This window comes from Hominimerdicola alba 8 (assembly GCF_000178155.2).
GTDB classification, from domain to species: Bacteria; Bacillota; Clostridia; order Oscillospirales; family Ruminococcaceae; genus Hominimerdicola; species Hominimerdicola alba_C.
In genome coordinates this window covers 209645-225161 of the sequence record NZ_ADKM02000130.1, presented here as the reverse complement: position 1 = coordinate 225161, position 15517 = coordinate 209645, and the positions used below count along the sequence as shown (strand labels likewise).

The following is a 15517-nucleotide window of genomic DNA, read 5'->3' as shown; positions in this document are numbered from 1 at the left end:
ATTTTTTTATGTGATTATCCCGCTGACACACCAAAATATACGATGTTATATCGGGAATTGAATACAGTTGGATGTTATCTTTCCCCCGCCTGCGGCGGGGGAAAGATAACATCAACTCAGTATTTCCTCATTGATAAAGGTATTTTGCAGTGGTGTGCTAAATGGATAGTCATATTTTTTTATCGCACCGCCGCGGCAAACAGCACTTTAACATATGCGCATATCTTCCCGCGCCTGCCGCGCTCAAAAGATATCCTGTCCCAAAGAGATGACCGCTCATTTTTTACCGTCCGTCAGCGATACTTTTCAAGCCGCCTTTGATATCTCAGACTTGTCATTCTCAGCCAGTTCTTTTATGACAGCCGCATCACTGTCAGACTTTATCCTGCACTCAGTCCGCGAATAGAAGTTGTCGTTCACGTCCCACAGCACAGGCACAAAACCGTAATCAAGCGCTTTCTGCATCTCATACTTCATCAGCTCCGAACTCTCGGTTATCTCCGCACCGCGCACTATCTTGTCATCTTCATATATCGAAGTCTGCTCGCCCAGAAATACAGGTATGCCCTTGTCGATGAACGCCGCTTTCAGCAGTTCGCACTGCGACTCGGTGTAGTCCTTCCACTTTTTGCCGCCCACGTTTCTTGACCAGTACATGGCATTGTCGATGTAATGCACCGATACCATCAGCTTGTCCTCTGCCGTATCTGCGGGCATCACAAAGCTGTCCTTAGTGGTGTTGTCGATGTTCGTCCAGTACCCCGAAGCTATCAGAACACGTTCGGCATTGTTGCCGCCCGTCGCCCTTACAGTGTCCACAAACTTCTGGTTCATCTCATTGACATAAGCATAAGTTTCCTCTTCGGTCAGTGTGACGGCATCGCCTTTTTCCTTGCCCTGACCGTCAAACTCCATCTGATGGCTGCCCAGATTTTCATTGAAACCCTCAAACACCAGATAGTCGGGATAGTCCTTGAAATATTCTGCTATCTGTTTCCAGAGGATACCTGTTATCTCCAGTGCTTCCTCCTTAGTCTTGTGCTTGATGATGTATTCGTCAAAGTGGTGTATGTTTATTACCGCATACATGCCGTCCTCCAGCACCCGGTCAGCGACTTCTGCCACCCTGTCGATGTAGTCGGCATTTATCTCATACTTACCGTCATCAGCCATCATATTTCCCCAGTAAACGGGTATCCTGACAGTCGAAAAACCTGCTGCTCTCATGCCGTCTATACACTCTTTGGTGGTTTCGACCGCGCCCCAGCACTTCTCATAATCAAGGGGAGTATCTGCCCCTATAGTCGAAGCCCCTGTGGTCTTGTTTGAAGTGCTTGACCAGTACGCCTCAAAGGTGTTGCCGAGATTTTCACCTATACCCATCTCATCGGCATAAGCCCGCGCCGAAAGTCCGCGCATCTCACCTGTCGGGTGCTTTTTGGCAGACCGTTCCTCAGCCGAACTTTCCTCAGCCGCCTTGCTTTCAGCAGTCTTCCCCTGACCTGCACAGCCGCCCAGCAGACCCACGCACATCACACCCGCAAAGACCGCCGCCAATATCCTTTTGATTTTCATAGCTAACTCCTTACTGCGCCAAAGCGCCGACTGACTGCCTGCGGTCGGTCATACCTGCGGGTACTGTTATACTGCGCCGCTGCGCCCTCAGACGGACAGCTTGCCCGCCCACCCGCCCGCAGACTTCACCTGTCCCGACCGTCAGACTGTCACTTTACCGCCTTGACTCTCTCGTTTACTTCCTTTATCTCAGAGTCTATGGTCGCGGAATACTTCTCTCTCACCTGCGCCCATGTGCTTTGACCGCCCTCTTCGTCCTCTTCTGAAGCGTGATTGTACAGCACATCGGTCAGACAGCTGTTGCCGTCAAAGCTGTTGGGATCGCCCGTAGCCGCCGAAAGACCGAAGCAGTAATCATATATCATGTACCTGTCATCGCTCACAGCGTCCATCTTTACCTGATACATCTCGTCAGTCCAGTTTGGGTTGTTCTCCATGAATTTCAGCTTGTTCGTTTCCTGATATTCAGGGTCGGTATATGTGACACGACAGCAGTCGAGCCAGCATTTCATTGCATCGTTTTTCTCACTGCCCATGACCCACATGAATGCTTTCATGTCAGATGTGGTTATCTTCTGCGGGTTTTTGGGATATTCAGGCATAGGAACTATCCGCCAGTCGTCCTCATCGGTGGGCGAATTGTTGCCAGAGTACGCCCAGTCACCCATCGCATAGAACAGACACCCCTGATTGAAAGCATCTCTCGCACCGCCTATCCAGCCGTTCAGTATCATATTGCTCTTTTGCAGTTCGTAGAGCATCTTCTGCGCCGCTTCAATGTCGGGGTCGTTGAGATTTGATGAGAACTCGTTGGTTTCCATATTGTAATTTACCAGCGTCTTGCCCGTCTGCTGAGTTATGTGCTGTCTGAAAAATCCGTTGATGCCGTATCTCTCATCGCCGCCGTCAACATACTCCTTCATTATCTTCTGCCAGCTGTCCCAGTTCCATTCCCCTTCGAGATACATCTCATACGGGTCATCAAGACCCTCATTCTCGATATATTCGTGGTTATAGCACATCATAGACGAGGCCTCATACCTCAGCGGTGCTACATAATGCTTGCCTGCCAGCGAATACTGTTCCGCATCGTCAGCCACATCAGCCCAGAGAGGGTCGGTGAAATCAACTATCGGGTCGATGGGCTGGTGCATCTCGTTGCAGACATGCGCGGGGAAACTCAGCCACTCATAGTTGGTCATATCGGGTATATCCTGCTTTGAAAGCAGAGCCGTAGCCAGCTTGTCGAACCTCTCAAAATAAGTCGTCTGCTGCCACTCGATCGCACCGCCCTTTTCCTCGAACAAGGTCAGTTCGGTGGACTTTTCGGGGTTCGCCCTTGTTGGATTAAGGTCGGAAACGCCCAGATACACCAGCGTATTCTCCGCACCTTCGGGAATGGCATCTACCTTATCGGTCACTGCCACCTCCACATTCTCGGTAGCCTCAAAGCTGTCGTCAGCCGCCTTAGAAGCCGCTCCCTCACCGTCACCGCTCCCGCCGCAGCCCGCAGCCGCCGCTGTCATTATCAAACCCGCACAAAGCGCCATTATTTTCCTTATGTCCATAATATCCTCCTATTCTAAATGAAAAAAGACATACTCCGCGCGGCTTTATCGGCATGTGCGAACCTTTTTGCGCCTATTCCGACTTTGGCTTCGCACTCGATCTGCACCATAAGACCGCGCCGTTCGCACCAAACCAAAAAGCACAAAAAATTCTCGCTCTTCGGCATGCTTTTATAGCTTTGATCTGATTATTCCTTACGGGGGAACAGCCCCCATTCTGCCGCCTGTCGCACACAATTCTTACCCGCACAAAAAGCCGCTTCACACATTCAAACCACTACGCGGTACGCTATTTTAAATGCCGTCCGATCTCCAATCTTCAGAAACGGCTTCACCACATTCGTCTCCATATCGCACGCCGTCTTCACCCTAACAGGCAGGCTTCGCGATACGCTTACATCTCCTGCTTCCGAGATGTAACACACCCATTGTGAACTCGCCATTCTATCAGTTCTTGATCTTCGGGAAACACCCTGTCCCCCGCAGTTCTCGGCGTTCAGCTTAATGCCCGCGCGGTATTTTTCACACCGCATCGGTGCTATTTCATTATAACAAAACTCTCCGCTTCAAACAGGCACTTCTCGTCAAAACTCGGCTTTATCCAGCCCTCAACGCCGTGATAGGGCTTGAAATACAGCGCATGTCTTCCTGTCACGTTCTTGACCTTGCAGGTATAGACCCCGTCTGCCCTGCCGACTGTCAGTTCGCCTATCTCTTCGCCGTCTTCGGCATCAAGCATCACCTTCACCTTGCAGTCAGCACCCATTCCACGAACTTTCATCGCAAGCGTCAGGCTGTCGCCCGTAAAATCCTCCCCGAAATCAAAGTACTTGTACCCAAACACCGCACCATCCTTTATATTGGTTATCACCCTTGTGAAAACATCCTTTTCGGTGATATAACAGCCGCCTTTCAGGACGCAGGCTATCTCCGCAGGTGTGGGCTTGTATGGGTCCAGCGAGTCCTCAAAGCCCAGCGAGGTCATCTCGACTGTGGGTATAGTTCCGTCTTCGAGTATCTCTATCTTCTCGACACATGCCCGCCGCGACATTATCGTGTTGTTGGTCATGCGGTGATAGAAGATGTACCACTGCCCGTTTATATTCGCCACCGAACCGTGGTCGTTGCCGCCGGGATAATCAACGCTGTTGTCGATTATGTAGCCCCTGTAGGTGAAAGGACCTCGCGGCGAATCGGCTGTAGCATAAGCAAGCCTGCTTCCCTTGCAGGGCGAGTATATCAGGTAATATCTGCCATTTATCTTTCTGGGAGAACTTGCTTCAAAGAAACGCTGTTCTTCGGGGACGCTCTCATCATCGGGTATAACGGGGCGCATGTAGCTGTTCGGAACAACGGTGTGCATATCAGCGGGGTCTATCTCGTTCATATTAGACTCAGTGAAACCGTAGTACACATAGACCTTTCCGTCATCGTCAACCAGCACGCCGGCATCGTTGAAAATGCCGTCATCACCAACTTTTTCACCCTCACCGTAAATATACTGACCCAGCAGTTCAAAAGGACCCTCAGGCTTGTCAGAAACACCCACCGCGCCCTTAGAGCCTACAATATAGGCATAAAGGTAATACTTGCCGTCCTTTTCTATGACATCGGGGGCATAGCACTCGCTCCTCGTCCAGGGAGTATCTGCGGGGCGTTCACCACCGTCTTTTGTGCGGAAACTGTCGCCGTGACAAACCCAGTTATTGAGGTCATCGAGCGGTGCGCTCCACACTTTCAGCTTGTAGTCACAGAACATGTCACAGCCCGCCCTGTCATGCGAACCGTACAGATAGACTCTGTCCCCGAAAACTCTCGGCTCGGCATCGGGTATGTATTCCCACAGCGGTAATATCGGATTTGGCATAGAACAATTCCTCCTATAAATAAGTTCATCTCGCTGATGCACCTTGCCCGCAGTCGGTGCGGCAGGAACATCATATAAAAATATGTGGTTATCCCGCTGACACACCACAAAAACAGCGGCTATACAGAACTTAAGGTTCTTGGCGTATATCCTTTTGTTCACCGCATTTTTATAGCGATCCGCCTTAAAATTCAGACAAAATCCAGTCACAAAACCCATAAATCCCAGCTTTTGCGACCGGATTTTGTGAATTTAAATAGTTGGATTGCTATAGTTGTTGTGCTAAAGGGATAGTCATATAAAAATATGGTCACTCCTTTATGACACCACTAAGAATAGAGGTATGATAAGGAACAATTATTGAGATGTTTTCTTTCCACCATCTGCGGCGGGGAAAGAAAACCGACAACTATTGTTAATGCCTGCTAAAATGCTGTTTGGCACAGTGTATCAGCAGGATGACCGAGTATGATAACATGGTCATCTCTTTAGCAAACCACAAAAAAGCGCTATATGACCGTCGGCTATCTCACGGACGCGCTGAAAAATTGACAGCGCCATTTAAGGGTCTGCTGAAAATACAGTCAGATATAAAAATATTATTTTTTCTAACCAATAACACACATTATCTCTGCACATTAATCATACCATACTTTTCGCAAAATTTCAAGCACTTTCACCAAATTTATTGCATAAACATCATAAACTATTGGTAGAATTTGAAACCATTTTCACAGAGTTTTTCACACAAAAGCGAAATATGCACTCTGCACAAGCGAAAGTCACGGGGAAACGCAAAGTTCGTGAATAATAATGTGCAAAAAAATATAGCAATTTTCAGAAGAATGTGCTATAATATCTTCGGCAGAGGGGAAAAAGCCCCCGCCCGTTTGTAATGTACCCGCCCACCATAGCGGGATATTAACAAGGAGGAAACGAATATGACAAGAAACAGCAAGACCAAAGACCTGGTGCTCATGGGCGTTATGACAGCCATCATCTTCATAATGGGGCTCACCCCGATAGGTTATGTCAAGACAGGTACCCTTTCGGTAGCACTTATCACTATCCCTGTGGCGATAGCAGCCTACGCTCTGGGACCTGTGGGCGGCACACTGGCAGGTCTTTCATTCGGTATCACAAGCGCGATAATGGCTTTCACTCAGCCCGATCTCACGATGGTAGCGCTCACATCTATCAGCGCGTTCAAAGTTGCGGCTCTTTGCTTAGTGCCGAGAATTCTGGTGGGCTTCTGCGCAGGCATGGTAGCTAAACTGGTGAAAACACTGAGAGTACCTTCACCTGTGGGCGGTGCGCTGACAGGCTTCTCTGTTGCATTCCTGAACACTGTTTTCTTTATGAGCAGTCTGGTGGGACTTTTCGGAAATTCAGATTATGTCAAGGACATGAAGGGCGAAAAGAACCTTATTCTCTTCATCATCGCGGTAGTAACAGTCAATGTTGTGATCGAGTGGGTAAGCTCGACAGTCATCACATCTGCTGTGGCAGGTGCGCTGACAAAGGCAAGGCTGATAAGCACTCCCGCTAAGAGAGCCGAAGCATAAACATATAAGACGGACAGCATGGTGCTGTCCGTTTTTTTGTATATGCGATCATCAGGCTGATATACAACGCTCAATTATCCTTATATTTACCGCATTTTCAGCCGGTGTGTTAGCTGACACACCAAAATAAAAGATGTTATATTGGGAACTGAATATAGTTGGCGTTTATCTTTCCCCCGCCTGCGGCGGGAAAAAGATAACATCAACTCAGTATTTCGTTGTTATAAAGGTATTTTTAGGTGGTGTGCTAAAGGGATAGTCATATATTAAAATGCGGTCATTATGCCGGTGCCGCAAATTGCATGTCTGTTCGGCGTGTCGGATCATTATTAAGCACCGTTCACACAAAACTGCGAACATTCGGGAAGTGCCCGTGTGGGTCTTGCGATTTTAAACTTCGTCATTACACCGCGTTTCGGCGTCTGCCACTCTTATGCACTGCGGCGTTGGCAGAGGCGGTGGGGTGCGAATGTTCTTTGTGATGCGTGTCGGGTGCGTTGTCAAGCTGCTGCGGGGAGTACAGGAGTGTTCCCGCCGATAGTCGTACCGTAGTTCCGATAAAGGCGGCGAACAGCGTGCATACTCTCCTACTAACAGCGAAAAATGGTCAAAAGTTGTACGTTTTTGTACAACTTTTAATAAAATATATCTAAATTAAATCAAAAATCATTTTAATGTACAAACGGCGAATGTTCCTTTTGGGCGATATGACGTCATTTTTGGCTGACAAAAAAAGCAGGGCTTCGCGTGTGAAGTCCTGCTTTTTTATCAAACTCTGTCAGGGGAAACAGTGTTGTCATCAATCCATTGTAACGATCTCTTTGTAGAACTCAGCATAGTCGTTTCTGCCGTCTTTGGTGAAAGCTATGGCAGTTCTTGGGTGCTGGTTCAACAGACCTGTCATGAGATACTGGAGGTCATAGCCCCATACGATGCCCTGTTCGCGCAGCTTGGTCATGTGCTGGTCAATGAACTTGATAACAGGGTATACATTGTACTTCGGGTTTTTCAGGAAGCCCAGCAGCAGTTCCATAGAACAGTTGCCTGCGCCTCTGCCCATTGAGGAATAGGTAGCGTCCAGCCAGTCAACGCCGTCACCGACAGCTTCGATAGTGTTTGCGAATGCAAGCTGCTGATTGTTATGTGCATGTATGCCCAGCTTCTTGCCGTATTTGTCGGCATACTCAACATACAGTGCGGCAAGGCGCTGTAACTGTTCGGGGTACATAGCGCCGAAGCTGTCAACGATGTAGATGACATCAACAGGCGACTGACCCAGAATGTCGAGGGCAGCCCTCAGGTCACCTTCCTGCGCGGTGGAGATAGCCATGATATTACAGCTTACCTCGTAGCCCTTGCGCTTAGCGTCCTCTATCATATCTACCGCAGTGGGTATCTGGTTGAGGTATGTGGCAACTCTTATCAGGTCGATGACGCTTTCTTCACGGTTCTGGATATCCTGCTTGTAGTTGCATCTGCCGACATCTGCCATTACAGCTATCTTGAGGTCGGTATCGTTATTGCCGACAACAGCCCTGATATCCTCTTCATCGCAGAACTTCCACTTGCCGAACTTCTCGCGGTCGAACATCTCCTTATCGCCCTTATAGCCGAACTCCATATAATCAACGCCTGCCTTGATATTTGCAAGGTACAGGTCGTGTACAAATCTGTCATCAAAGAAAAAGTCGTTCACCAGACCGCCATCGCGCAGTGTTGCATCTACGACTTTTATGCTGTCCCTGTAATTCATCAGGTTGGATATTTCTTTCATATCAAACATCTCCATTTCGTTTCACTTTAAAACATGTTAGCTTTAAATCACTAAAGCAAGTATAGCACAATTCACTTCAAATTGCAAGGGCTGTGGTAAACTTTTTTCAGCGAAAAAGCATTTTTGTTACAGTTGGTTATATTTTCTTGTTTTCAACAACATTCTTTGTGCTATATGCAAAATTCTTTTGAGTGAAATATTTCTGAAATGCAATAACGTAAGGCTTTTACTTATAAGCTGAGGAAATAATTACGGGTATGCACTGCACAGCTGTCATACCCCATTCGGGAAGCATTGCATATCTGACCCGAAAAACTTTTTTCGTGGTTATCCCGCTGACACACCACAAAAACGGCGGTTTTACAGAACTTAAGGTGGTTGGCGTATGGTGCTCAATTATCCTTTTGTTTATCGCATTTTTAGTTGGTGTGCTAAAGGGATAGTCATAACTTTTTTACAGACTTCTGCGATTATATTAAACTCTTGGGAATGCTGAGTTAAGTTTAATAAATATATATTCATTTTACACAGTCCCACAACAACGCCGTTTTATGCAATAAAATATCTGCAAAAAATTTGCCTGCACCTATTGACATTTTAACTCTGTTGTGATATTATATAATAAGAGAATTTGAAAATATGGAATATATTAATGTAAGCGGTCTTGAAGTCGGCTGAAAATCGGGCTTGCGCTTTGTGCTGATGAAGACCTGAAAGTGAGAATGGAAGTTTTATAAAGTCTATATTTTTGTAAAGGCGGGCGAATTTATTATGACAGATTTTTACTATCCTGTGCTGGGCGATGAGGTTGCACTGCCGATGTTCATACTGGGTGCGGGCGCAAGGGACAGAGAATGGCATTTTATCCGTGAGGACGGATATCCGGGTTATCAGATAATCTACTGCACAAGGGGTGCGGGCATGCTGAAGATAGCTGACGGCGAGTTCCCTGTAAAGGCGGGCGATGCGATGTATCTGCCGCCGAATGTTCCACACGAGTACTATCCCACTGAGGACATCTGGGAAACTCACTGGATAGCTTTTTCGGGCAGAGACACCCAGTACACCCTTGAACACATCAAGCTGGACAAGGCAAAAGTCGTGCATATAAGCGACCTCAGCGGGCTGGAGGCTATCTTCAAGAAGATAATGTATCTGCTTAAGACCAATTACTACTATGCGGGTCACGAGTGTTCGATGCACCTCTATCAGTTCCTTATCGAACTGCACAGGGTCACGAACCTGCAAAACGGCGGACAGGACAGCGCAAAACTCAACCAGCTGAAGCCTGTCATCAATTACATCGACACCAATTTCTCGAAAGAACTGACGCTGGTGGAACTGGCTGACCTTATCGACCTTTCGCCGCAGTATCTATGCAGGCTTTTCAAGGAATGCCTTAATCTGCGTCCTTTTGAGTATCTGGCGAGAAAGCGTATACAGCAGGCGAAGATACTTCTGCTGGAGGACAAGCTGAACATCAACGAGATAGCCACGAAAGTCGGCTACAACGATTGCAGTTATTTCTGCGCAGTTTTCAAAAAGCACGAGATGCTCTCCCCTGCGGAGTTCCGTTCACTTCACAAAAAAGCAGGCAAATAGCGTATTTTTAGACCGTCTTGAACAAGGCGGTCTTTTTAATTCATAATTCATAATTCATAATTCATAATTGTTGGCATTCATTCGGGTTTTGTTTTTTTCATTTTTGGGGTGCGTTTTTTCTCATTTGTCTGTGGAAGAGAGTTATGCCGCCGTCAGATGCTTGGGGGTATTGTCCATGTCCAAGGCTCTATGTTTTGTGGGCGGGTGGGAGGGGCGGCACCAGCCCGAAGAGAAATACCAGCCCCAAATCGCAAGCACACAATGAAAATAAGATGCGTGCAAAGCATCACTCTGCAAGTGCGCATTCTCCCGCGGCAGAGGAATGATGACTGCCGTCTGTCGCTGATACCGGCTGAAAGGCTGTTTAGTATGGTGTGTCAGCGGGATAACCACATTTATAATTGTTGACAGGCGTTGATGGTATGGTGTTTTTGGGGGTTGTAAAACAGCGTTCCGAATTGCTTGACATGATACTGTAAATAGAGTATAATTATTATATATGTTATTTTTACGGAGGAATCGGAATGAAGAAAAACAAAAAAACATTAATCGAAAGTCTGCCCGCAGGGTGGGACTTTGACAGGCTTGCGCGGCTGTTCTACATACTGATAATATGTATGTGCGGCATGCTTATGCGAAACTGCATGCTGCCCCACACGTCGCGCGATATGTGGCTCTACCTGGAAAAGTGGTACAACTATTTTGCCGAACACGGCGGCTTTAAGGCTGTCGGTGATGATGTGGGCGACTACACGCCGCTTTACTACTACTACATCGCTTTTCTCACCTACTTCAAAAGTTCTTCGCCGCAGTTGGGGCTGAAGATACTTTCTATCATTTTTGACTTTCTGACTGCTTTTTATGTCATGCGGATAGTTGAATTTAAAGAAAAAGACTCTCACCTGCCGCTGATAGCTTTTGCCGCAGTGTTCTGTCTGCCGACTGTGGTGCTGAACTCTGCTTACTGGGGTCAGTGCGATGTCATCTACTCATGCTTTTTGGTGATGTGTCTTTACTACCTGATGAAAGGCAACGACAGAACTGCTATGATAATGTTCGGGGTGAGTTTCGCGCTGAAATTACAGGCTGTGTTCTTCGTTCCGCTGATAGGCATACTGCTGTTCAAAAAGAAGATAAAGCCGATAAATCTGCTGTGGATACCTGCTGTGTATATCATAAGCGTTATCCCCGCGATGATCGCCGGCGGCGATCCTTTACGCCTGCTGCTGCTCTACTTCAATCAGTCTTCGCAGTACAGCGATCTGTGCATGTCACTGCCAAACCTCTGGGCACTGCTGGAAGGCTCAGGCGGAGAAACTAAAGATGAACTTATAAACATGGGTACAGCAGGTGTTTATTTTGCGGGCGCAGGTGTTGCGACTGTTATGTACTATTACATAACCCGCAAGACACTGAAGATAACACAGAACACTATGGTCGGTCTGGCGATGATATCGGCATTTATTGTTCCATTCGTTCTTCCGCACATGCACGAGAGATATTTCTACCTTTCAGAAGTCATGTTTGTTATTTTCGCTTTCTACTACCGCAAGAAACTATGGCTGATACTGACCTCGCAGTACTGTTCTGTACAGGCGTATACGGGGTATCTGTTCGGCAAGTGGATGATAGACGGACGCTATCTTCTGCTGATAGAGATACTCAACATCGTGACGGTATACCTCTGTCTTAAGGAAGAGATGGCTAAGCCGCGCGATGATGAAGAAGTGCTGATGAAGTGGGAGGAAGACGATCTTATCACTGCAAATACAGCAAAATAAAACGATACAGCTTAAAAGGAGGACTTATTATGGACGGCATCAAAAAATTACAGCAGATAATCGACGAGTCGGAGAAAGTGGTTTTCTTTGGCGGTGCGGGCGTTTCGACCGAAAGCGGCATACCCGATTTCCGCTCGGTGGACGGTCTTTATAATCAGAAGTATGACTACCCGCCCGAAACCATTCTCAGCCACACTTTTTTCTTGAAGAAGACAGATGAGTTCTATAAGTTCTACCGCGACAAAATGCTTTGCAAGGGTGCAAAGCCAAACAAGGCTCACCTTAAACTGGCTGAGATGGAAGCTAAGGGCAAGCTGACCGCCGTTGTCACACAGAATATAGACGGTCTGCATCAGGCGGCGGGCAGTAAAAAGGTGCTGGAACTTCACGGTTCGGTGCTTAGGAATTACTGCATGGAATGCGGCAAATACTATGATATGGAATACATAATGAACAGCACAGGCGTTCCGAAATGCGATTGCGGCGGCACTGTAAAGCCTGATGTGGTACTCTACGAAGAGGGGCTTGACAGCGGCATAATGGAAGAGTCCATAACAAGGATATCGGAAGCCGACTGCCTTATCATCGCGGGCACTTCGCTGACTGTCTACCCTGCGGCGGGAATGGTGCGGTATTTCAGGGGGAAACATCTGGTGCTGATAAACCGCGACCCTACCCCGATGGACGATATGTGCGAGTTGGTACTGCACGACAAGGTGGGCGAAGTACTTTCACAGATAAAGCTATGATGACAGATGTCTGCACGCGCTTCTCTTAACGCAAAAAAGCGTTAAGAGGAGCGCATCGGTGCAATGACCACAATAATCAATTATAGCAATCCAACTATTTAAATTCACAAAATCCAGTCGCAAAAGCTCGGATCTATGGATTTTGTGACTGGATTTTGTCTGAATTTTAAGGCGGATCGCTATAGAAAACGGAGATAATCAAAAATGTCAACAAAGATACTCAGCCGCACCCTTGCCGCGCTGACCGCCATTGCGCTGGTCGGCGGTGGGTGCGCTTTGCCTGATGCCATGAAAGTCAGTGCTTACAGCTATGACAGCATCACGGGCGCTGTAAATGTAACGGGCTTCAAGGCGGTGAAATACCAAAAAGTCATAACAGTCAACGTTGTGACAGACTTCGGGGCTGACAATACAGGTTCGGTCAGTGCAACAGCCGCCATACAGAACGCGCTGAGATACGCAAGAGATAATGCCAGTGACAAGATACAGGTCAAGATAGTGATACCAAAGGGTACTTATTCGATGACGAAATCGCTGATAATAGGCTCAAACACACACCTGTATATGGAAAAGGGTGCGGTGATACGCAAGGACTACACCAAACCCGGCTGTATGCTCCAGAACATAGCCACCACAGGGATAGGCGGATATGGTGCGGCTAAAAACATTATAGTAGAGGGCGGCTGTTTTGACGGTAATGTCAACTATGACATGTGGAATTTCACAAATGTGCGCTTTGCCCACATGACAAATCTGCTGGTAAAGAATGTGACTTTCAAGGGAAATCTCAACGCACACCACCTTGAATTCGGCGGCGTGCGCAACGTGACTGTACAGGGGTGCGATTTTTCGGATTATCACGGCGAATACCTCAAAGAAGCCATACAGTTCGATATGATGAACAACAGTTCGCTTTTTCCTGGATTTGAGCCGTATGACGACACGACCTGTAAAAATGTCATCATACGCAAGAACAATTTCCATGATGTGATGCGCGGAATCGGTTCGCACTCATCGACACTGGGCAGTTATTTCACCGATTTTCTTATAGAGAACAACACTTTCACAAATATAGGCAACTGCACGATACTTATGCAGAGTTACAAAAACACCACTGTCAGCGGCAATAAAATGAACAACGTGGGCAGCGGCATCATACTGCGCAACATGTCACCTTTTGAGGACAACAAGGGCTACAACGACCCTGTCAGCAATGCAGACCTTGAAAGCAGGCTGGACAATGACCTGAACACTGTCATCAAAAACAATGTGATAAACGCCGCACCGAATGCAGATACTCCGTCATCGGTGGGCATACAGCTTTTCGGAAAACTGATAGAGGGCGGTGCAAACACAGATTTCGACCATCAGGTCGAGGGGGTGCGGGTCACGGGCAATGAATTCAATGTGGCAGGCACCTGCATTCAGCTGGACGATGTGAACGGCATCAAGATAGACTCAAACAAACTGCACTACACAGGCGACAAGTCTGCCGAGTACGACCTTGTAAGCGTGAAAAATTCATCTGAAACGCTGTTTTCGGGCAACACTGCTGTCAGTCCGCCCGATGACAGTTTTACAGTAAGCAGCGGAAGAGTATACTTACAGGATATGTCGCTGAACAATTCGGCTGACGGCTGCTGCGGTGTGAGGTCGGGCAGCAAGGGTTCGGTATTTGGATGGGATATGGATGTAACCACCACAGGTGCAGCATCAAGCCCCATATACGCCGAAAGAGAAAGCGGCAGCATGGTCATCAGCGGCGGCAGCTATTCATCGGCGGGCGAGGACTCCCCTGCTGCGCTGTCAAAGTCTGTCATGGCTATAAACGGTGCTGAACTCAAAGGCGGAAAATCGGAAGCCGTCCGTGTGGAAGACCCCGCCATGATGTACCTATACGGATGCAAGCTGTCAACTGACAGCAGCGATGCTGCGGCAGTCATCTGCGGCACTGACCCATTCGGCGCTGACAGCAAGCTGTCAAGGCTATATGTGGAGGGCGGCAGTATCAGTGCAAAAAACGATGCCATATTCACCACCAACTGTCAGAGCGAAGTTATACTGCACAGCACAGAGGTGACATCTGAGAACGGGTATCTGTTGAACGCCAGTTCAAACCCCACCCGCTGGGGCTGGGGACGCAAGGGCTGCGGCGGTGCAAAATGCAGCCTTACCATGATACGCGAAAACGCTGAGGGAGATATCGGCTGTGACAGCCTGAGCGAACTATCGGTATACCTGACTGATTTTTCAGACTACACGGGTATAACTGCCGAGTACTCGGCGGGCGAAAATCTGGGTGAACGCGGGCACATCACCATGAATATAGACCCAGGTTCGGCTTGGATAATAACAGGCAGCTGTTCGGTCAGCAAACTGCACACCGCAGGCGAAGTCAAGGATATCAACGGAAGGCACGCAGTCATCACTGACAGATACGGCAATATACTGCGTGACGGCAAAAGCCATTATACTGTCACTGTGCTTGACGAATACAGTGAACGACCCGATCTGCACTCGGCGGGTGAGATATACAGCTTTGAGGATTTCAGGCTCAGCCGCACTTCCATCGACCCGACCATTGTTGATGATAATTCCCCGGAACCCGAATATACCGTTCGCGGAGATGTAAACGGAAACGGTTCGCTGGAGATAGGCGACCTGATAATGGTCGCGAGCCATGTCAAGGGCGTTAAAGCCATATCCTCAGCAGATGCGGAAAAGCGTGCAGATGTCAACCGCGACGGAATAGTCGATATAAAAGACACTATGCTTATCGCCGCTGCCATAAAGGGCATAAGACCGCTGTAAGAGAAAAGGACTGTTCATAGAGGACAGTCCTTTTTTCGTGCAAAACAAAATCGAACTCAAAAGTCCTCGACAAGACTCTTGAGTTCGATCTTGATTTTATAAAGTCGGGTTAAAAGATGGTAATTTCATAATTAAGTGATACATTGTTCTCTGTATCTTATGTATGTATTATACACCATATTCACCCGCCGCACATCACCCGAAGTGACTAGATGTTTGTAAACG

General features: G+C 47.7%; 10 protein-coding genes. 6 read left to right on the top strand and 4 right to left on the bottom strand.

Annotation, left to right across the window (positions count from 1 at the left end):
* Window positions 1-321 (top strand): hypothetical protein (locus tag CUS_RS20245; protein ID WP_207635701.1); only part of this gene is annotated, 321 nt, incomplete at its 5' end.
* On the opposite strand, the gene CUS_RS17150 is transcribed toward CUS_RS20245, so the two are convergent.
* From CUS_RS17150 to CUS_RS17135, 3 genes are all read right to left on the bottom strand, one after another.
* Window positions 307-1575, bottom strand: coding sequence for a glycoside hydrolase family 5 protein (locus CUS_RS17150; protein WP_002853042.1), 1269 nt, complete (start codon window positions 1573-1575; stop codon window positions 307-309). The genes CUS_RS20245 and CUS_RS17150 overlap by 15 nt on opposite strands.
* Before the next feature lie 149 nt (window positions 1576-1724).
* Window positions 1725-3143: an ABC transporter substrate-binding protein gene (locus tag CUS_RS17145; RefSeq protein ID WP_002852908.1), complete on the bottom strand. Its 1419-nt coding sequence runs from the start codon at window positions 3141-3143 to the stop codon at window positions 1725-1727.
* A gap of 538 nt (window positions 3144-3681) precedes the next feature.
* Window positions 3682-5010, bottom strand: a complete 1329-nt coding sequence (locus CUS_RS17135; RefSeq protein WP_037277836.1) for a family 43 glycosylhydrolase — start codon at window positions 5008-5010, stop codon at window positions 3682-3684.
* Between the two features lie 941 nt (window positions 5011-5951).
* Between CUS_RS17135 and CUS_RS17130 the strand changes: the two genes are divergently transcribed.
* Window positions 5952-6575: an ECF transporter S component gene (locus CUS_RS17130; protein ID WP_002853078.1), complete on the top strand. Its 624-nt coding sequence runs from the start codon at window positions 5952-5954 to the stop codon at window positions 6573-6575.
* A gap of 799 nt (window positions 6576-7374) precedes the next feature.
* Here CUS_RS17130 and CUS_RS17125 read toward each other — a convergent pair.
* Entirely contained in the window at window positions 7375-8349 is a 975-nt protein-coding gene (locus CUS_RS17125; protein WP_037277833.1) for an aldolase catalytic domain-containing protein, read from the bottom strand.
* 771 nt (window positions 8350-9120) lie between these two features.
* Here CUS_RS17125 and CUS_RS17120 point away from each other — a divergent pair.
* The 4 genes from CUS_RS17120 to CUS_RS17105 all read left to right on the top strand — a co-directional run bounded on the left by CUS_RS17120 (window position 9121) and on the right by CUS_RS17105 (window position 15292).
* Window positions 9121-9951: a helix-turn-helix domain-containing protein gene (locus CUS_RS17120; protein WP_002852920.1), complete on the top strand. Its 831-nt coding sequence runs from the start codon at window positions 9121-9123 to the stop codon at window positions 9949-9951.
* Between the two features lie 524 nt (window positions 9952-10475).
* On the top strand, window positions 10476-11732 hold the full coding sequence (locus CUS_RS17115; protein ID WP_002852857.1) for a glycosyltransferase 87 family protein: 1257 nt from the start codon (window positions 10476-10478) through the stop codon (window positions 11730-11732).
* Window positions 11733-11761: 29 nt separating this feature from the next.
* Window positions 11762-12481, top strand: a complete 720-nt coding sequence (locus CUS_RS17110) for an NAD-dependent protein deacylase (RefSeq protein WP_002852837.1) — start codon at window positions 11762-11764, stop codon at window positions 12479-12481.
* 204 nt (window positions 12482-12685) lie between these two features.
* Window positions 12686-15292, top strand: a complete 2607-nt coding sequence (locus CUS_RS17105; RefSeq protein WP_002853068.1) for a glycosyl hydrolase family 28-related protein — start codon at window positions 12686-12688, stop codon at window positions 15290-15292.
* The last annotated feature ends 225 nt before the right edge of the window (window positions 15293-15517 follow it).